The sequence below is a fragment of the Mycobacterium sp. E2733 genome, assembly GCF_001667585.1.
Lineage (GTDB): Bacteria > Actinomycetota > Actinomycetes > Mycobacteriales > Mycobacteriaceae > Mycobacterium.
This window is the reverse complement of the sequence record NZ_LZJZ01000086.1, coordinates 63243-83025: the sequence shown is the minus strand read 5'-3', so window position 1 is coordinate 83025 and position 19783 is coordinate 63243. Positions and strand designations below refer to the sequence as shown.

Annotated in this window: 15 protein-coding genes and 1 tRNA gene; 7 read left to right on the top strand and 9 right to left on the bottom strand. The window is 68.3% G+C overall.

Features of this window, described 5'->3' with window-relative positions; genetic code table 11:
• Window positions 1-64: 64 nt before the first annotated feature.
• The 8 genes from A5678_RS16015 to A5678_RS15980 all read right to left on the bottom strand — a co-directional run bounded on the left by A5678_RS16015 (window position 65) and on the right by A5678_RS15980 (window position 10021).
• Window positions 65-1009, bottom strand: coding sequence for a Ppx/GppA phosphatase family protein (locus A5678_RS16015; RefSeq protein WP_068044015.1), 945 nt, complete (start codon window positions 1007-1009; stop codon window positions 65-67).
• Window positions 1003-1491 (bottom strand): DUF501 domain-containing protein, encoded by a 489-nt coding sequence (locus A5678_RS16010; RefSeq protein WP_068044013.1) that lies wholly within the window; start codon window positions 1489-1491, stop codon window positions 1003-1005. The genes A5678_RS16015 and A5678_RS16010 overlap by 7 nt, the downstream gene beginning before the upstream one ends.
• A complete protein-coding gene (locus A5678_RS16005; protein ID WP_068044011.1) occupies window positions 1484-2173 on the bottom strand; it encodes a septum formation initiator family protein in 690 nt (229 codons plus the stop codon). Before A5678_RS16005 ends, A5678_RS16010 begins: the two co-directional genes overlap by 8 nt.
• 1 nt (window position 2174) lies before the next feature.
• Window positions 2175-3464: a phosphopyruvate hydratase gene (gene eno / locus A5678_RS16000; RefSeq protein ID WP_068044009.1), complete on the bottom strand. Its 1290-nt coding sequence runs from the start codon at window positions 3462-3464 to the stop codon at window positions 2175-2177.
• A gap of 68 nt (window positions 3465-3532) precedes the next feature.
• Window positions 3533-4261, bottom strand: a complete 729-nt coding sequence (locus tag A5678_RS15995) for a lytic transglycosylase domain-containing protein (protein ID WP_156746932.1) — start codon at window positions 4259-4261, stop codon at window positions 3533-3535.
• 285 nt (window positions 4262-4546) lie between these two features.
• Entirely contained in the window at window positions 4547-5533 is a 987-nt protein-coding gene (locus tag A5678_RS15990) for a nucleoside triphosphate pyrophosphohydrolase (protein ID WP_068044005.1), read from the bottom strand.
• A gap of 49 nt (window positions 5534-5582) precedes the next feature.
• Window positions 5583-9248: a transcription-repair coupling factor gene (gene mfd, locus A5678_RS15985; protein ID WP_068044003.1), complete on the bottom strand. Its 3666-nt coding sequence runs from the start codon at window positions 9246-9248 to the stop codon at window positions 5583-5585.
• 179 nt (window positions 9249-9427) lie between these two features.
• Window positions 9428-10021 (bottom strand): TetR/AcrR family transcriptional regulator, encoded by a 594-nt coding sequence (locus tag A5678_RS15980; RefSeq protein WP_156673196.1) that lies wholly within the window; start codon window positions 10019-10021, stop codon window positions 9428-9430.
• A 168-nt stretch (window positions 10022-10189) separates the two neighbouring features.
• On the opposite strand from A5678_RS15980, the gene A5678_RS15975 reads away from it, so the two are divergent.
• The 5 genes from A5678_RS15975 (at window position 10190) to A5678_RS15955 (ending at window position 13913) form a co-directional block, all read left to right on the top strand.
• Window positions 10190-10261, top strand: a tRNA-Gln gene (locus A5678_RS15975).
• A 91-nt stretch (window positions 10262-10352) separates the two neighbouring features.
• Window positions 10353-11840 (top strand): bifunctional UDP-N-acetylglucosamine diphosphorylase/glucosamine-1-phosphate N-acetyltransferase GlmU, encoded by a 1488-nt coding sequence (glmU, locus tag A5678_RS15970; protein ID WP_068044002.1) that lies wholly within the window; start codon window positions 10353-10355, stop codon window positions 11838-11840.
• A 91-nt stretch (window positions 11841-11931) separates the two neighbouring features.
• Window positions 11932-12912: a ribose-phosphate diphosphokinase gene (locus A5678_RS15965; RefSeq protein ID WP_066957338.1), complete on the top strand. Its 981-nt coding sequence runs from the start codon at window positions 11932-11934 to the stop codon at window positions 12910-12912.
• Window positions 12913-13269, top strand: a complete 357-nt coding sequence (gene arsC / locus A5678_RS15960; protein WP_068044000.1) for an arsenate reductase (glutaredoxin) — start codon at window positions 12913-12915, stop codon at window positions 13267-13269.
• Window positions 13266-13913, top strand: coding sequence for an LpqN/LpqT family lipoprotein (locus A5678_RS15955; protein WP_068043999.1), 648 nt, complete (start codon window positions 13266-13268; stop codon window positions 13911-13913). The genes arsC and A5678_RS15955 overlap by 4 nt, the downstream gene beginning before the upstream one ends.
• Before the next feature lie 33 nt (window positions 13914-13946).
• Here the strand turns inward: A5678_RS15955 and A5678_RS15950 are convergent, their stop codons facing one another.
• The gene (locus tag A5678_RS15950) at window positions 13947-17267 is read right to left on the bottom strand and encodes a LuxR C-terminal-related transcriptional regulator (RefSeq protein WP_231983683.1); all 3321 of its coding nucleotides are present in this window, start codon (window positions 17265-17267) and stop codon (window positions 13947-13949) included.
• A 174-nt stretch (window positions 17268-17441) separates the two neighbouring features.
• On the opposite strand from A5678_RS15950, the gene A5678_RS15945 reads away from it, so the two are divergent.
• Together A5678_RS15945 and A5678_RS15940 are read left to right on the top strand one after the other, a co-directional pair.
• A complete protein-coding gene (locus A5678_RS15945) occupies window positions 17442-18677 on the top strand; it encodes a cytochrome P450 (RefSeq protein ID WP_068043995.1) in 1236 nt (411 codons plus the stop codon).
• A 25-nt stretch (window positions 18678-18702) separates the two neighbouring features.
• A complete protein-coding gene (locus tag A5678_RS15940) occupies window positions 18703-19584 on the top strand; it encodes an oxidoreductase (RefSeq protein WP_068043993.1) in 882 nt (293 codons plus the stop codon).
• Window positions 19585-19783 lie beyond the last annotated feature (199 nt).

Sequence of the window (19783 nt, the reverse complement as noted above, 5' to 3'; positions counted from 1 at the left end):
TGTCGCTATGAGGCGGGCAAATCGTCGAGTCCTCCGGCGCCGAGACGCAAGTGACGGCTGTGACTTATCCCGCGATCGACAGCACGATGCCGTCCAGGATGTCGTGCTCGCTGACGGTCAGCTCGTCGATGCCGGCGCGGGTGCGCAGCTCACGCAACAACTCCTCGACCACGATCGCGCCCCCACCGATCACATCGGCACGGCCCTCGTGCATCGGCGGCAGCGCCGCCCGCTCCGACCGCGGCATCGCGATCAACCGTTCGCACACAGCCAGCAGATCACCGCCGGCGACACGGGAAAGATGAATGGCCGCAGAATCATACGTCGTCATGTTGTGCGCCAGCGCCGACAGCGTGGTCATCGTCCCGGCCAGCCCGACCCAGGTCCGCGCCGCCTCCACCGGCACCACGCCCAGCGCGACGTCGAGACGCTCGCGCACCACCGCACGGGCCGCCTCCACCTCGTCGGGCGTCGGCGGGTCCGAGTGCAGGCAGCGTTCGGTCAGGCGGACGCAGCCGATGTCGGCGGAATAGCTCGCCACCACCGCGTCGCCGCCAACCACGATCTCGGTGGAACCGCCGCCCAGATCGACGACGACGAAAGGCCCTGCCGCACGTTCTAATTCGCCAACGGCTCCGCGAAAGGAAAGCGCGGCCTCCTCGGCGCCGGTGATCACCTCCGCCACCGCGCCGGGCAGCACAGCGCCCAGCACGTCGGCCGTCATCGCGAAGAAGACATCACGATTGGCGACGTCGCGAGCCGCCGACGTGGCCACCATTCGCACCCGCTCGGCGCCGTGCCGCTCGAGCAGCGACGCGTAATCGGCCAATGCGCCCCGGGTTCGGGAGATCGCCTCCGGCGCGAACTGACCCGTCGCGTCGACGCCCTGTCCCAACCGCACGATCCGCGTTTCCCGATGCACGTCGTGGAGCCGGCCGTCGCTCACATCGGCGATCAACAACCGAATCGAGTTGGTGCCGCAGTCGATTCCGGCGAGCCTGCTCACCATTCTCCCGTCACCAAAACACCCGCCATCGCGGGTTCGGGGGCCAGGATCGCGAGCGCCTCATCACCGAGCGGATTGCAGCCCGGCCCTTTGGCCAGCGAGTGCGCGATCAGCACGTGCAGGCACTTGACCCGGTCCGGCATTCCGCCACCGGAGAACGTCGTCCCCAGCGGCTCAATCGCGTCCCGCTCGGCCAGATACGACTCGTGGGCTCGCCGGTACGCGGCCGCCAATTCCGGGTCATGCCGCAGGCGCTCGGTCATCTCGCGCATCAAGCCCGTCGTTTCCAGCCTGCTCGCGGCCGCGGTCAGCACCGGATGTGTCAGGTAGTACAGCGTCGGAAACGGCGTTCCGTCAGGAAGTTTCGGTGTGGTCTTCACCACGCCGGGCTCGCCATTGGGGCACCGGTAGGCAATTTCGAGCACGCCGCGGGGCTCACGCCCGAGCTGACGCGCCACGGCCTCCAGGTCGGCACGGTCAACCACCGGGCGACGTGGGATTCGGTGGGACCGGTGGAACGGGACCCGCTGGGCCCGGTTGCGGCGCGGCGGGCGGGACGTCGGTCGGGGGAACATTGGCCGGCGGCAGGTGCGGTGCGTCGGCGATGGTGTGCCAGAGCGAGGTGTACCAGGGATCGCTGTTGGCGGGTTTCGCCGCCGGACCTCCAGGCTCGGAAGGTGTCGCCGCCGTCGGCGGAAGCTGGACCTGGAACGGAATGTCGCCGGGCTTGACGAAGCCGAGCCGCTCGCGGGCCTGCGCGGCGATGTAGGCCGGATCAGCGAGCTTGGCCTTCTTCTGCTCGAGCTCGGCGATCTGAGCGCGCAACGCGGCTTCGCTTGCCGTCAACTGATTCATCTCCGTGCGCTGGGCAAAGTAGGTCCGCACCGGGCCGGCGATGGTCAGCGTCAGCACGCAGACGACCGCGGCGAGCACCGCCGCCCGCCGCGCGGTGAGACCCAGCCGCTGCTCGGACCGCTGCTCGACCGATTCGACCGCCTGTCGCTTGATGGGCTCGACGACATGCTCGACCGACCGCGCGCTGGGCTGCTTCGCCGTTTGGGACGGTTTGGAAGACGGCTTGGCCGTCCGGCGGCGCCGAACCGGATCCCCGGCCTTCCCCGGACGCGATGCCGGGGAGCGCCGCTTCGGATCCGGCTTGGCGGGCAAGCTATTTGGCCTCCGGCGCATACCGCGGGAACGCGAGATCCCCGGCGTAACGGGCGGCGTCACCCAGCGCTTCCTCGATCCGCAACAGCTGATTGTACTTGGCGACACGCTCACTGCGGGCTGGCGCACCGGTCTTGATCTGACCGCTGCCGACGGCCACCGCCAGATCGGCGATCGTGGTGTCTTCGGTTTCGCCGCTGCGATGGCTCATCATCGTGCGGTACCCGCTGTGGTGCGCCAGCGCGACCGCATCGAGGGTCTCGGTCAGCGTGCCGATCTGGTTCACCTTGACCAGCAACGCATTTGCCACGCCCTTTTCGATACCCTCTTCCAGGCGCTCCGGGTTGGTGACGAAGATGTCGTCGCCGACGATTTGCACGCGGTCGCCGATCGCCGCCGTCAGCGCCGCCCAGCCGTCCCAATCGTCTTCGGAGAGCGGGTCTTCGATCGAGATCAGCGGGTAGGAGCCGAGCAGGTCGGCGTAGAACTCCGTCATGTGCTCGGCGCTGCGGGTGCTGCCCTCGAAGATGTATCCGGTGCCCGCGTTGTAGAACTCGGTGGCCGCCGCATCGATGGCCAGCGCCACATCGGTGCCGAGTTTCAGACCCGCCGACTCGATGCCCTGGCAGATCAGGTCCAGGGCCGCTTTGGTGTGGGCCACGTCCGGGGCGAAGCCGCCCTCGTCGCCCAGGGCGGTGCTCAATCCCTGCTTCTGCAGCACCGATTTGAGTGAGTGGTACACCTCGGCGCCCCAGCGCAGCGCCTCATTGAAGCTGGGGGCGCCGATCGGGGCCACCATGAACTCCTGGATGTCGACAGCGGTGTTGGCGTGCGCACCGCCGTTGACGATGTTCATCATCGGCACCGGCAGGATGTGGGCGTTGGGCCCGCCGACATAGCGGAACAGCGGCAGCTCGGCCGAGTCGGCGGCCGCTTTGGCGACGGCCAGCGAGACGCCCAGGATCGCGTTGGCGCCCAACCGGGACTTGTCGGGGGTGCCGTCCAGGTCCACCAGCGCCTGGTCCACCAACCGCTGGTCGTCGGCGTTGAGCCCGATCACCGCCGGGCCGATCTCGTCGAGAACGGCTTGCACCGCCTTTTGCACGCCTTTGCCGCCGTAACGCTCACCGCCGTCGCGCAGCTCGTGGGCCTCGTGCTCACCGGTCGACGCGCCGGACGGCACCGCCGCGCGGGCAAAGGTCCCGTCGATCAGGGCAATCTCGACCTCGACCGTCGGGTTGCCGCGGGAATCGAGGATCTCGCGGGCCCCGACCTGCTCGATAATCGGCACTGAGTCTCTCCTTGTGTCGTAGCTGGTGCCGGCCTCGCCGCCGTCAGCGTAGGGCCTGATACATCCTGCTACAGCGGGTGACCGGCCGCATAAGCGGTCGCCCAGTCGCGCACCGCCCGCGCGTAGACGCCGGAGTTGTTATAGGCCCGCAGCGCGGTTATCCAGCCGCGCGGCGTCGCCAAATCCTTTCCCCGCCAACACAGGTAACCCGCGGCCGCCAGCGCCGCGTCGTCGATGTTGTCCGGACTGAGGCGCCCGTCGTTGTGGGCGTCGACGCCGTACAACCGCCAGGTCTCGGGGATGAACTGCATCGGCCCCATGGCCCGCACCACCCCGTCGTCGTCCGTCACCGGTTCCTCGCTGTCGACGATGCGCAGGGTGCCGCCGCTGCCGTCCAAGCGGACACCGCGAATGGGGGGGCTCACGTCGCCGTTGGGCGCCAGCCGCGCGCCGCGATAGGTGCCGTGGTGGCTCTCGACCTGTCCGATGCCCGCCAGCGTTGTCCACGCGATATGGCACTTCGGATTCTCGACCTCGGCGACCCGGGCGGCGTACGCGTAGGCCTCCAGCGCGATCACCGGGATCTCCAGGGTCGGGGAGAGCTGCTCGGCCCAGGCCCGAAGCTGGTCCGCGGGCCGACCGCTGGCGTGCGTGTCCACCGGCGGCACCGGAGCCCCCGCGGGCGGCGGGACGCCCTCCGGAATGAACAGGCTGAGTTGCCACGTGCAACTGGAGGCCAGCAGCATCGCGGTCGCGCCTATCACGGCGGCCGCGCGCAACCAACGCCTCGGCGACACCATGCTGGTTAAAGCTCCCTCAGACTCCCCTGCACCAACTTCCGCACAACCATCGTCCCATGGGTTGCGGTGTTGCCCGGCCGTATCGGGGCGCCAGCGCACAATCGTGACCTGTATCCAGCTAATGATCGGTTAGCTGACGCGCCTTTGGCTAGCGGTGTCAGACCGGCACCGGCCGCAGACATCTCCCACCTGGCCGCGCGATCACCCGGTGACAGACGACCGAGATGGCAAACATCACAGTGGTGGCTACCAACGAAACCGGGAGCCAGAACTCGGGACCGGTCAGGCGTCGTCGGCAACCGCGCCCACCGCCGACTCGTCGACCACCTCGTCCAACGGCCAGTGCTCACGCCACTCGTCTTCGGTGACCTCGCCGAGCGGAGCCACGTCGAACTCCTCCGGCACACCCGCGCCACGGCGCGTCGCGGCGATCGCCCGCTCGACGGCGCGGACCGTGTCCACGAACTCCAGAACCGCCGTGCGCAGCCCGCTTTCCGCGTCACCATCGGCCGACACCGAGACGGAGGTGATCTCGGCCGGGATGAGATCGGCCGGCAGGCCGGCCTTCTCCGCGCGCTGAATCACCTTCTGAGCCAACACCAACGCCGGCTGTCCCGTATGCACCTCGTCCATCACGTATTTCCGCGGCTTCTCGGCGGCCTTGCGCTCTTCCCATTGGGCCAACTGCTCTTCGAGCGAAATGGTCTGACCCGCAAGCACACCCGGAACCCGATTGCCCAGCTTCCGCATCAGCGTGATGGCGACGTCGTCGATGGTGAAGGGGAATTGCGGGGCGTCTTCCGCGATGCGCGCGTGAAAGAGCACCTGCAGCAACACGTCGCCGAGTTCTTCGCGCAGCTGGTCGGCGCTGCCGCTGCGGACCGCGTCCAACAGTTCGTAGGTCTCCTCGAGCAGGAACCTGCGCAACGAGTCGTGGGTCTGCTCGCTCTCCCACGGTCCGGCGGTGCGCAGTTTGTCCATCATGGCCACCACGTCGACCAGTCGTTCACCGCGGGGTGTCTCCGGCGCGGAGATCAACCGGGCGCCGGCCGCCAGCCGGGCGGTGACGGCCGGATGCTCGGGATCCGACGACAGCAGCACCGGCGCTGGATCATCAGGGTCCCCAGAGTGCACCGGACGCGCCGCCGGCAGTGACCACGGCACCGCGACGGGCATCTCCTCGGTGTACTGCACCTCACCACTGAGGTGTTCGATGGCCTCGACCGGCACCAGCGATGGGCGGCGGGGGTCGAACAAGACGACGATCATGTGCGCCACTCCTCCTCATCGCTTCGCTTTGCATCGTCGCCGGCGCGGATCATCGCGCTCGCCGCTCCTCCCCCGACATCGGTGCTGGCTGTGAACCCGTTATACCAATCTCTATCTGTGGTTTTCCCTGCAGTGCCGTCACCAGGTTGGCCACCATCTGCACCAACTCCACATCGCGGATGCGGGCCGCCCCGACGCCGCCGGCCCGCGGAATGGGCACCTGCACGGTGGAAGTCGTGGCGCGATAGCTCGCCGCCGGATAGATCCGCTTGAGTCGCACCTGCGCCGAATCGGCCAGCGTCATCGGCGATAGTCGCACGGTCGCCGCCGATGGGGCCGAGACCTCGGTGATGCCGGCGGCGCGGCACAGCAGCCGCAACCGCGCGACCGCCACCAGGCGCAGGGCCGGCTCAGGCAGCGCGCCGTAGCGGTCGACGAGTTCGTCGACAACGGCGTCGACGGCCGAATCGTCGGCCGCCGCGGCCAGCCGCCGATAGGCCTCCAGCCGCAACCGATCGCTGGCGATGTAGTCCGGCGGCAGGTGGGCGTCCACAGGCAGGTCGATCCGCACGTCCTTGGGTTCCTCGGCGGTGGTGACGGTCTGGCCGTCGGCCGCCGCCCGGTAGGCCTCCACGGCCTCGCCCACCAGCCGCACGTACAGGTCGAACCCGACCCCGGCGACGTGCCCGGACTGCTCGACGCCGAGCACGTTGCCGGCGCCGCGGATTTCGAGGTCCTTCAGGGCGACGGCCATGCCCGCGCCCAGTTCGTTGTTCTGCGCGATGGTCGCCAACCGGTCGTAGGCCGTCTCGGTCAGCGGGGCGTGCGGCGGATACAGGAAGTAGGCGTAGCCGCGCTCGCGGCTGCGCCCCACCCGGCCGCGCAGCTGGTGCAGCTGCGAAAGCCCGAAGGTGTCGGCGCGTTCGACGATGAGGGTGTTGGCGTTCGAGATGTCCAGCCCGGTCTCCACGATCGTGGTGCACACCAAAATGTCGTGCTCGCGGTTCCAGAACCCCTGCACGGTGCGTTCCAGCCGTTCCTCGGGCATCTGCCCGTGTGCGACGACCACCCGCGCCTCCGGCACCAGCTCGCGGATCCGGGCCGCCGTCCGGTCGATGGAGCTCACCCGGTTGTGCACGTAGAAGACCTGCCCGTCACGCAGTAGCTCGCGCCGCAAGGCGGCAGCGACCTGCTTGTCGTCCTGCGGCCCGACGTATGTCAGCACGGGATACCGCTCTTCGGGCGGGGTCAGGATGGTCGACATCTCGCGGATCCCGGCCAAGCTCATCTCCAGCGTGCGCGGGATGGGGGTGGCGCTCATGGTCAGCACGTCGACATGGGTGCGCAGCGACTTGATGTGTTCCTTGTGCTCGACACCGAACCGCTGCTCCTCGTCGACCACCACCAAACCCAGGTCCTTCCACCGCACCCCGGTCTGCAGCAGCCGGTGCGTGCCGATCACCACGTCCACCGACCCGTCGGCCAGGCCCTCGATCACGGCGCGGGACTCGGCGTTGTCGGTGAACCGGGAGAGCCCCTTGACGGTCACCGGAAACCCGGCCATCCGGTCGGTGAACGTCTGCAGGTGCTGGTCGGCCAGCAGCGTGGTAGGCACCAGCACGGCGACCTGCTTGCCGTCCTGCACCGCCTTGAACGCCGCGCGCACCGCGATCTCGGTCTTGCCGTAACCGACGTCGCCGCAGATCACCCGGTCCATAGGGATCGGCTTCTCCATGTCGGCCTTGACCTCGGTGATGGCGGTCAGCTGGTCGACGGTCTCGGTGAAGCCGAAAGCGTCTTCCATCTCGGCCTGCCAGGGGGTGTCGGGCGCGAACGCGTGCCCGGCGCTGGCCTGCCGCTTCGCGTACAGCGCGACGAGCTCCCCGGCGATCTCCCGCACGGCGCGGCGGGCCTTGGTCTTGGTGTTGGCCCAGTCGCTGCCGCCCAGCTTGCTGAGCGCGGGCGCCTGCCCGCCGACGTAGCGGGACAGCTGGTCCAGCGAGTCCATCGGGACGTACAGCTTGTCGGACCCGCCGCCCCGCTTGCTGGAGGCGTACTCGAGCACCAAATACTCGCGCCGGGCACCGCCGACCGTGCGTTCCGTCATCTCGACGAACCGCCCGATGCCGTGCTGGTCGTGCACCACCAGGTCGCCGGCGGTCAGCGCCAGCGGGTCGACGGTATTGCGCCGCTTGGCCGCCAGCCGCTTGCCCTCGACGGCGGTGGCCCGGCTGCCGGTGAGGTCGGTCTCGGTGATCACGACCAGGTTGGCGCCGGGGATCACCACCCCGTCGTGCAGCGGACCCTTGAGGACGCTGACGACGCCCGGTTTGGGCGTTGTGTCGGCCGCGCCCGGTTCCAGCATGGTTGCCGGGGTGTCGGAGTCGGCCAGCCGCTCGACGACACGATGGGCGGTGCCGGCGCCGGGGGCGACGACCGCGGCGTAGCCGCCGGTCGAGACGTGCGCGCGCAGCATCGCGAAGATGCCGTCGATGTCGTGCTGATGACCGCGGGCCGATGGCGCCGCGCGGATCTCCAGCTCCACCGCCGACTCGTCGGACAGCTGGCTCAACGTCCACCAGGGATGACCCGACCGCGTCGCCGCGGCGCGCACGTCGTCCAGCTCGGCGAACCCCGATCCGCCGAACTGCGCGACGTCGACGGGCGCGTCGGTGCCGAGCGCCGCGACGGACCACGACGCCTCGAGGAACTCGCTGCCGGTCTTGATCAGGTCGGCGGCTCGGGTGCGCACCTTTTCGGGGTCACACAGCAGCACCGGCGTGCCCTCGGCCAGTTGGTCGGTCAGCAGCACGTGTTCACCCGGCCGCAGGACCGGGAGCAGCGCCTCCATGCCGTCGACCGCGATGCCCTCGCCCAGCTTGGCCAGCATGTCGGTGACGCTGCCGGTGATGGCGGGTTCGCCCCCGGAATGCCGGGCGGCCAGCGCGGCGGCCCGTTGCCGCACGTCGTCTGTCAGGAGCAGTTCGCGGCAGGCCACCGCGATGACGGTCTCCACTTCGATCTCGGGTATGGAGCGCTGGTCGGCGACGGAGAACATCCGGATCTCGCTGACCTCGTCGCCCCAGAACTCGATGCGCACCGGGTGCTCGGCCGTCGGCGGGAAGACGTCGAGAATGCCGCCGCGCACGGCGAACTCGCCGCGCCGACCCACCATGTCGACCCGGGTGTAGGCCAACTCGACCAGCCGGGCGACCGCCTCCTCGAAGGCGATCTCATGGCCGACGCTGAACGTGACCGGCTCGACGAGGCCCAGCTGCGGCGTCATCGGTTGCAGCAGCGAGCGCACCGCGGTCACCACGACGCGCAGCGGCGGACCCAACCGCGCGTCGTCGGGGTGGGCGAGCCGGCGCAGCACGGTCAAGCGGGCGCCGACGGTGTCGACGCCCGGAGAGAGTCGCTCGTGCGGCAGGGTCTCCCAGGAGGGGAAGGCCGCCACGGCATCGCCGAAAACGCCGCGCAGTTCGGCGGTCAGGTCATCGGCTTCACGCCCGGTCGCGGTGACTACCAGCAGAGGACCCAACCGCTCCAGCGCGCTGGCGACGAAAAGCCGTGCGCTGGCAGGACCCACCAGGTGAAGCTCGGCCGGTCGCTCGGCCGCGCTTTCGATCAGTTGCTGGAAGGTCGGCGCGGTGAGCGCCAATTCAACGAGCCCCGCGATCGGGGGTTCTGGGCGAGCAGGCCCCGGTGCGGTCATGATGAATCCATTCTAGGGGCGCCGGAATTCGTCGATTTTGAGCCCGGCGCCGTCAAGGGGTCGTTAGGAAAACCCCGCTTAACGGCAAGTCGCCGAGCGTAATCACCCTGCGAAAAATCCAGCCCGATTTCGCAGTGGGGTTACGCTCGCGCATGTGGGCGGTGCGCCAGCTGGCGCGGTTAACCGTCCTGCAGCCGGGGGTCGGCTTCCAGATGGGTCAGCCCGTTCCACATCAGGTTGACCAGGTGCGCGGCGACCACTTCTTTCTTGGGCTCGCGCGTGTCGAGCCACCATTGCGCCGTCATCGAGACCGAGCCCACCAGCGCCTGGGCGTACAGCGGCGCCAGCTCGGGATCCAGGCCGCGGCGCGCGAAGTCGCCGGCCAGGATGGAGCTGACCTGGTTGACCGCGTCGTTGAGCAGGCTGGAGTAGGTGCCCGAGCTGATCGCGGCCGGTGAGTCGCGGATCATGATGCGGAAGCCGTCGGTGCGCTCTTCGACGTACGTGAGCAGCGCCAGCGCCACCCGCTCGACCCGCACCCGGGAACGGTTGTTGGTCAGCGACGAGGTTATGCCGTCCAACAGCGCCGACATCTCGCGGTCGACGACGACGGCGTACAGACCCTCCTTGCCGCCGAAATGTTCGTAGACGACCGGCTTGGAAACGTTGGCGCGTAACGCGATCTCCTCGATCGAGGTGCCCTCATAACCGCGTTCGGCGAACAGCGAGCGTGCGATGCCGATGAGTTGTTGTCGGCGCTCGGTACCGGTCATCCGGGCGCGCGGCGCGCGTGCCTCTTTGTCCGGCTCCTTGTCGAGAACAGCCACGTCAATCAGCGTATAGCGTTGCCCGCACCGAACCGCGCCTCTTTCCCTCGGCGCCGCGATCCGCCCGCACAGCGTCTAAAGTCTGTTGGTGGCGCGGCCCTGCAGGGCGTGCGATCCGTCGTGGTGTAATCGGCAGCACCTCTGATTTTGGTTCAGATAGTTCAGGTTCGAGTCCTGGCGACGGAGCCCCAAACGGCCCCGCTCTTTGCCTCGGGCGTGCGTGAAGTGCCACGCTTGACGCGTGTCGTCTGCGCACACGCACGGTTGAGGAGAGTTGATGGCGTCTCGTGGTGATACAGCGGTCCTGGTGCTCGCGGCCGGGCCCGGCACCCGGATGCGGTCGGACACCCCCAAGGTGCTGCACACGATCGCCGGCCGCAGCATGTTGTGCCACCTGCTGCACGCGATCACCAAAGTCGCGCCGCAACACCTGGTCGTGGTCCTGGGCCACGATCACCAGCGCATCTCCCCACTGGTCGCCGAGTGGGCCGACGCCCTGGGGCGCGGCATCGACGTCGCCCTGCAGGACCGCCCGCTGGGCACGGGCCACGCGGTGCTCTGCGGCCTGTCCGCGCTCCCCGAGGACTACGCCGGCGTGGTCGTCGTGACCTCCGGCGATACGCCGCTGCTGGACTCCGACACCGTCGCCGACCTGATCGCGACCCACAACGCGGGATCGGCCGCCGCGACCGTACTCACCACGACGCTCACCGACCCCACCGGCTACGGCCGCATCCTGCGCACCCAGGACAACGAGGTCACCGCGATCGTGGAACACGCCGACGCGACGCCTTTCCAGCGGGAAATTCACGAGGTCAACGCCGGCGTCTACGCCTTCGACGTTGCGGCGCTGCGCTCGGCGCTCAGCCGGCTGAGCTCCAACAACGCCCAGCAGGAGCTCTACCTGACCGACGTCATAGCGATCCTTCGCGGGGACGGGCAGGCCATCCACGCCCAGCGCGTCGACGACAGCGCCCTGGTCGCCGGCGTCAACAACCGCGTTCAGCTCGCGCAACTGGGTGCCGAACTCAACCGCCGGATCGTCGCCGCCCATCAGATGGCCGGGGTGACCGTCGTCGACCCCGCTTCCACCTGGATCGACGTGGACGTCACGATCGGTGGCGACACCGTCATCCACCCCGGCACGCAGCTGCTGGGCCGCACCCAACTCGGCGGTCACTGCGTCGTCGGCCCGGACACCACCCTCACCGACGTCACCGTCGGCGACGGCGCATCGGTGGTGCGCACGCACGGCACGTCGTCGGCCATCGGCGCCGGCGCCACGGTCGGCCCCTTCACCTACCTGCGGCCGGGGACGGTGTTGGGCGACGACGGCAAGCTCGGCGCGTTCGTCGAGGCCAAGAACTCGACGATCGGCACCGGCACAAAGGTTCCGCACCTGACCTACGTCGGCGACGCCGACATCGGCGAGCACAGCAATATCGGGGCGTCCAGCGTCTTCGTCAACTACGACGGCACCAACAAGCGGCGCACCACGGTCGGCTCGCACGTGCGCACCGGGTCGGACACCATGTTCGTCGCCCCGGTGAAGGTCGGCGACGGGGCGTACACCGGCGCGGGAACCGTTGTCCGCGACGACGTCCCCCCGGGCGCCCTGGCGGTGTCAGCCGGCCCGCAACGCAACATCGAGGGCTGGGTGCAGCGCAAACGGCCGGGCAGCGCAGCCGCCGAAGCGGCCGAGAAGGCGACCCGCAAACCAGCCGGGGCCACCGACGACACATCCGAGCCCGAATCGACATCGTGATTTTGCTATCTGATAACCCGGCCACATTTCCGTACCATTCGCTACGTACGATTGGCCATCCACTTTTGATCCGAACGGCGAGGGCAGCGCGTTGAGCCACGACTGGACCGACAACCGCAAGAACCTGATGCTCTTCTCCGGCCGTGCGCACCCGGAGTTGGCCGAGCAGGTGGCAAAAGAGCTCGACGTCCACGTCACCGCTCAGACCGCGCGGGAGTTCGCCAACGGCGAGATCTTCGTCCGGTTCCACGAGTCGGTCCGCGGGTGCGACGCGTTCGTGCTGCAGTCGGCCCCCGCGCCGGTCAACGACTGGCTGATGGAACAGCTGATCATGATCGACGCGCTCAAGCGGGGCAGCGCCAAGCGGATCACCGCAGTCATGCCGTTCTACCCCTATGCCCGGCAGGACAAGAAGCATCGCGGCCGCGAACCGATCTCGGCGCGACTGGTCGCGGACCTGCTCAAGACGGCGGGAGCCGACCGGATCGTGACCGTCGACCTGCACACCGACCAGATCCAGGGTTTCTTCGACGGCCCGGTCGACCACATGCGCGGGCAGAACCTGCTCACCGGCTACATCCGGGACAACTATCCGGACGGAAACATGGTGGTCGTCTCCCCCGACTCCGGCCGGGTGCGCATCGCCGAGAAGTGGGCCGACGCGCTGGGCGGCGTCCCGCTGGCCTTCATCCACAAGACCCGGGATCCGCGGGTGCCCAACCAGGTGGTGTCCAACCGAGTCGTCGGTGAGGTGCAGGGCAGGACCTGCGTGCTGATCGACGACATGATCGACACCGGCGGCACCATTGCCGGCGCGGTGCAGCTGTTGCGCGACGACGGCGCCGCCGACGTCATCATCGCGGCCACCCACGGCGTGCTGTCCGACCCGGCCGCCGAGCGGCTCGCGGCCTCGGGTGCCCGCGAGGTGATCGTCACCAACACGCTGCCGATCGGCGAGGAGAAGCGCTTCCCCCAGCTCACCGTCCTGTCCATCGCGCCGCTGTTGGCCAGCACCATTCGCGCCGTCTTCGAAAACGGCTCCGTCACGGGGCTATTCGACGGGGACGCCTAGATGGCTGCACAGCCAGGCGAGGCGGTCATCTACCACAATCCCCGGGGCAGCACCTCCCGAAACACGTTGGAATTGTTGCGCGACAGTGGTTTTGAGCCAACGATCATCGAGTACCTGAAGGACCCGCCGTCGCGCGACGAACTGGTGCGGATGATCAACGACGCGGGAATCGACGTGCGCACCGCGGTGCGCAAGCGGGAATCGCTGTATTCCGAGCTCAACCTCGCCGACGCGACCGACGACCAGTTGCTCGACGCCATGGTGGAACACCCGATTCTGATCGAACGGCCGTTCGTCGTCACGTCGAAGGGCACCCGGCTGGCACGGCCGCTCGACACGGTCCGCGAGATTCTGTGAGACGTGCCTGCGCGACCGCGGCCATTGCCCTGACGCTGCCCGCGGTGGCATGCGGCCCGAAAACGCCCGACTATCAATCGATCTGGTCCACGACGCCGACAACCACGACCACCACAACACGGGTCGCCAAGCCCGTGCCGCTGTCGCAATATCTGCAGAACATCGGCGTGACCGGCGAGCAAGTCGCGCCGGGCGCCCTGCCCGACCTGACGGTGTCGATACCGACGCCCCCGGGCTGGTCGGTGGCGAACAATCCGCACATCTCCCCGAAGACGCTGATGATCTCCAAGGGCGGCAAGTATCCGACCGCCAGACTCGTGGTGTTCGTCCTGCACGGCGATTTCGATGCCGCCCAGGTGATCCAGCACGGCAACGACGACGCCCAACTGTTCGAGGACTTCAAGCAGCTGGACGCCTCGACGACGCCCTACAATGGCTTCCCTTCCTCGATGATTCAGGGTAGCTACGACTTGGATGGCACCCGGCTGCACAGCTTCAACCGGATCGTCATCGCCACCGGTTCCCCGCCCGCCAAACAGCGATACCTGGTTCAGCTGACCATCACCGGCCTGGCCAACGAGGCGGTCGCGCAGTCGACCGACATCGAGGCGATCATGCGAGGGTTCGTCGTCGCGGCGAAGTGATTGGCCAGGTCTGTGCCACTTCCGTCACATGAATCACTGCGCGGAGGACTGCGGCTTTTGCCCGCCTCCGAGCGACAACTGGACCAGCTGGACCCGCGAAGTGATCCCGAGTTTGGCATACACGTGGGTGAGATGCGTCTGCACCGTGCGCGGTGAGATGAACAGCCGCGCGCCGATCTCCTTGTTGCCCAAGCCTTTCCGAACCAGACGCACCACGTCCTGCTCCATGGGGGTCAGCGATCCCCAGCCGCTGGCGGGGCGCTTACGCTCGCCGCGGCCGCGCTGCGCGTAAGCGATCGCCTCCTCGGTGGGCAGCGCGGCGCCCTCGGCCCAGGCGGTGTCGAAGTCGTTGTCCGAAAATTTCTCTCGACATTTTGCCAGCGTGGCCTGGTAGCCGGGTTCATACATCGGGCGCCCGACCTCCCCCGTCCGCTGCCGCATGCCATGCGCGGCGCCGAGCAGGCGTGCCGCGTGCGCGTTGTTGCCCACGTCGGCCGCGAGGCGCGCCAGGCATTCAAGGACGTCGGGCACGCGCAGGTATCCCTGGACGCGGGCAGCGACCGCCAGGGCTTCGTGGGCGTCGCGCTCGGCTTGGCCCGGTTCGCCTTGTGCCAGCGCGACATAGGCGCGCGCAACCAGGGCAACCAGCTGCTGGTAGCCGGGAACGACGGCGACGTTCTCGTCGGCCCACCGGCGGGCAAGGTCGAGTTGGCCGCACGCCAGGGCGGCCTCGGCGATCGGGTTGATGCTTCTGGTGAAGACGTCGCGCGGCGGACAGGTGCGCTCCCACGCGATTTCGGCGAACCGCAGCGCCTCGGTAGCATCGCCGGCGGTCAGCGCCGCGTCGGCGAGCATCGCGTATACCGTGTCTTCGGCCGCACCGCTTATCGCCTCCGCGCCTGCCAGGGCGGATTCCGCCGCGGAGCGCGCGGACGCCGGCATCCCCTGGCGCGAGAGCACGACGCTGAGCACCGTCTGACCGTAAATCTTCATCACCACGGCCCCCGCCGCCTCGCCCTCCTCCGCGACCGACCGTGCAACCGCGGCAGCATCGGCGAGATTCGCCTGCATCATCAGCGCGATCGCCAGCCACGTCCGGCAGTTCCATGAGAAGAACCGATCGCCCAGCCGGTCGGCCAGCTCTTTTCCCTTCTCCGCAGCGGCGCGTCCTTCAACCGGTTGACCCGCGAAGGCGGCCACGGTCGCCTGGTGACTGAAGATCTGACAGAGACTCCAGCGGTCATCGGCCGCGCTGGCTAGCTCGATCGCTTCCGCGTAGTAAAACTGCGCCGCCTCCACGCCGTAGACGGCACTCATGCCGCATGCGATCAGCGCGCGTGTGGTCAGCGCGGGATCTCCGATCTGTCGTGCGATGTCCAGAGCCCGCTCGGCAGGACCCAACTCGATCGGCATGCCAACCCACGCGGCGAGCCGCTGTTGCTCGACAAGAGCTTCCGCCCATACCGCCGGCGCAATCTTGGCACCATCCACCTGAGTCAAGATCGCCTCTAGACCGGCCATCCCCTCAAGGACTCGACCGCCCCGTAACCACAACGGCCGCAGCGACAGAATCAGCCTAAGGCCCGTCTCGGGCTCGAAGTTCTCGCGGCACCAGTTGAAGGCCGCCCGCAGATTCTCGATTTCGCGTTCCGCCCAACGCAATAACTCCTCGTCGCCGGAATGGCCCTTCGATTCCATCTCCGCCGCCCTGGCGACGTAGTGATCACGGTGCCGGGCGCGCACCGCATCGGCCTCGCCGGATTCGCCCAGTTTCTCCTGGGCGTATTGACGGACCGTTTCCAGCAACCGGTATCGCATCCCCTCGCCGGTGTCGTCGGCGACGACGAGGGATTTGTCTACCAAAAGAGTCAACTGGTCAAGCAATTGGAAGCTCTCGACATCAGACCTGGCACCGACCGCCTGGGCAGCGTCGAAATCGAAACTGCCCGCGAATGCCGCGAGGCGCCGGAACAGGGTTTGCTCGGGTTCGGTGAGCAGCGCGTGCGACCAATCCACCGAGGCGCGCAGCGTCTGCTGGCGGCGAACGGCCGTGCGGGCGCCGCCGGTCAGCAGCCGGAACCGGTCATGCAGGCTGTCCAAAATCTGGTGCAGCGACAGTGATCGAATTCGCGCGGCCGCAAGCTCGATCGCCAACGGCATGCCGTCCAGGCGGCGGCAGATCTCTTCGACTACAGCTGAATTCTCTTCGGTGGCGCCGAAATCCGGCCGGGCGCGGCGCGCGCGGTCGGTGAACAATTCGATCGCCTCGTCGGCTGGGGCCAGAGACGGAACCCGCCAGCTCAGCTCTCCGGGCACGCCGAGCGGTTCGCGGCTGGTGGCCAGGATCGTCAAGTGCGGGCAGGTCCGAAGCAGTTCCTCGACCAAGGACACGCACGCGTCAAGCAGGTGTTCGCAATTGTCGAGCAGCAATAGGACTTTCTTGTCCCTGAAGAACCGCACCAGCAGTTCCATCGTGGAGCGGCCAGGCTGATCGGGCAGGCCGAGCGTGCGCGCGATGGTCACCGGTACGACGGCACCATTCGTGACGGGAGCCAGGTCGACATTCCACACGCCGTCGGTGAATCCCGCGACTAGGCGCGCGGCGAGCTCGATCGCGAGTCGGGTTTTGCCCGAACCGCCCGCGCCGGTCAGAGTGACCAGCCGGTTGGCAGTGACGACGCCACGTAGTTCGGTCAATTGCGCTTGGCGCCCAACGAAACTCGTCAGTTGTACGGGCAGATTATGCGACACCGTCACTCCGCGGACGCGCAGTGGTGGAAACTCGTTGGCCAGGTCCGGATGGCACAGCTGGACGACGCGTTCCGGGCGCGGCAGATCGCGTAACGGGTAGCTGCCCAGGTCGGCGAGCCACACACCATCGGGCAGCCGGTCCACTACCATCGATTCGGTCGCGCCCGACAACACCGTCTGTCCACCATGCGCGAGATCGCGTAGCCGGGCAGTGCGGTTGATGGTGGGGCCCGCGTAGTTGGCGTCGTCACGCAATTGGATCTCACCGGTGTGGATGCCGATCCGCAGCCGAATGGGTGCCAGCGGGGTGCGCTGCACGGCCAGCGCGCAGGCCACCGCGTCCGATGCCCGGGCGAACGCGGCCACGAAGCTGTCACCTTCGCCCTGCTCGAGCGGTCGCACGCCGTCGTGCGCGTCGACGGCGTCGTTGACCGTCTTGTTCAGCCGGGCCAGCGCGGCAGTCATCTGTTCAGCCTGGGTCTCCCAGAGCCGCGTCGAGCCCTCGACATCGGCCAGCAGCAACGTCACAGTGCCTGTCGGCAGCAACTCGCTCACGCCCAACTCTTTCCAGTTCAGCGACGGCATCTCCGCTTGTTGGCTCATGGTAGCCAGCATCGTGGGTGCGCAGCACGCAAACATCGGCCACAGCGCGTAGATCTTCCCCCGAAGGCGGCGCCGGAACCTACGCGGTGGACCGCGCAGATTTACGCGCTGCGGCGGATGGTCTTAATCTCCCGCGCCTCGATAGTCGACTCAAGGCCGACCGAGGAGACCGCTATGGTCACTGTCCAAACCAGCGAGTGCCCGAGCGTGTTCGACGCCGGGCTGCCGTCCTTTTCCTATGACCACCTCACCGATCCCGACGAGGCGCACCGCGCCATCGCCGACGCCCGCGAGCAGTCCCCGATCGCCATGGGGCCGCGTGGGCCGGAGGTCCTGGGCTACGACCTGGTCCACCGGGTGCTGCGGGACCAACGCTTCATCACCGCGCGTGGCCTCGGACTCGACCTGCAAGGCGTCACCTCCGGTCCGTTGTGGGACAGGGCGACTGCCAACATCCTGGGACTCGACGGCGAGCAGCACCACCGGCTGCGCCGGCTGGTATCCAAGGCGTTCGCGCCGCGGGGTGCCGAGCGGCTGCGCTCGCTGATCGTCGGGGTGATCGACGGATTGGTCGATCCGCTGACCGAGGTCGGGCACTGCGACGTCGTTTCCGACATCTCCCGCCGCTATCCCACTCCGATCATCTGCGCCCTGCTCGGCGCGCCGCCCGAGGACTGGCAGCTGTTCTCCGACTGGACCGACAACATCAAGAAGCTGTTCGACTGGAATGTCGCCGAGGACGGCCCGGCGATCCTGGCCGCCTGGGACCAGCTCGACGCCTACCTCGAAGACCTGATCGCCGGTCGGCGCGCATCACTGACCGACGACCTCGTCTCCGACCTCATTCGCGCCGAGGACGACGGCGACCCGCTCACGCATGACGAGCTGCTCATGTTGTGCGGCACGCTGCTGGGAGCGGGCACCGACACCACACGCAATCAGCTCGCCGCGGCGGTACAGGCGCTCTGCGCGCACCCTGACCAATGGGCGTTGCTTGCCCGGCGTCCCGAGTTGGCGGCCAACGCGGTCAACGAGCTAATGCGTTACTGGCCAATCATTTTCGGCACCATCCGGCGGGCCGCCGAAGACGTCGAGCTGGCCGGGGTTCGCGTCCCCGCCGGCACCCTCGTGCTCGCCAACACGGCCGCGGCCAACCGCGACCCCGGTGTCTACGACCGCCCAGACCGCCTGGACATCACACGCGAGTGCGCCCCGCCCATGCTCACCTTCGGTGGCGGCGTGCACTACTGCCTCGGCGCTCACCTGGCGCGCTTGGAGCTGACAGAGGCGCTTCGCGTCATCACCCAGCGCATGCCCAATCCCCGCGCAGCCGCCCCGGCGCGGTGGAAAGCCATCACCGGCATCACCGGGCCCACCACCGTGCCGGTGGAGTTCGACATCGGGCACTGAGCGAGCCCGATTAGGCTCACCAACCATGACCAACTGGACCGCCGCAGACCTGCCGTCATTCGCCGGGCGCACCGTCGTCGTCACCGGCGCCAACAGCGGGCTGGGCGCGGTGACGGCCCGCGAGCTGGCGCGCCGGGGCGCCACGCTGATCATGGCGGTCCGGGACGTTCGCAAGGGCGAGAAGGCCGCGCTGCAGATACGGGGCACCCAGACCGGGCCGGTCGAGGTGCGTCCACTCGACCTGCAAAATTTGTCGTCGGTGCGGGACTTCGCCGAGGGCGTCGACAAGGTCGACGTGCTGATCAACAACGCGGGCATCATGGCCGCCCCCTACGCGCGGACAGTCGACGGCTTCGAGAGCCAGATCGGCACCAACCACCTCGGGCATTTCGCGCTGACCAACCTGCTGCTGCCCAAGCTCACCGACCGGGTGGTCACGGTGTCGTCGATGGCGCACTGGCCGGGGCGGATCAGCCTCGACGACCTGAACTGGGAGCGGCGGCGATACTCGCCCTGGCTGGCCTACAGCCAATCCAAGCTCGCCAATCTGCTGTTCACCAGCGAGCTGCAGCGACGCCTGGATGCGGCCGGTTCCACGCTGCGCGCGCTGGCCGCCCACCCCGGCTACTCGCACACCAATCTGCAAGGTGCGTCCGGGCGCAAGCTGGGCGACGCGCTGATGTCGACCGTCACCCGGGTCGTGGCCACCGACGCCGACTTCGGCGCTCGGCAAACGCTGTACGCGGCGTCGCAGGACCTGCCGGGCAACACGTTCATCGGCCCGCGGTTCGGCCAGACCGGCCGCACCCAACCTGTCGGCCGCAGCCGTCGGGCGCAGGATCCGAAGATGGCCGCTGCGCTGTGGGAGCTCTCCGAACAGCTCACCGGGACCAAATTTCCGCTCTGAGTCCCAGCGATCGCACTGACCACACACGTCCCTCGGACGGGCGGCCGGCGTTTTTGCCCGCCTCCGAGCGACAACCTTCCTGAGGCGGGAATTGTCGCTGTGAGGCGGGCACCTTGAGGGTCGCCCCGGCCGGGTAAAGGAGTGACGGTTGTGACGCACGCCGCCGCCGAGATTTCCGCTCTGAGGTGCGCATGCGCTA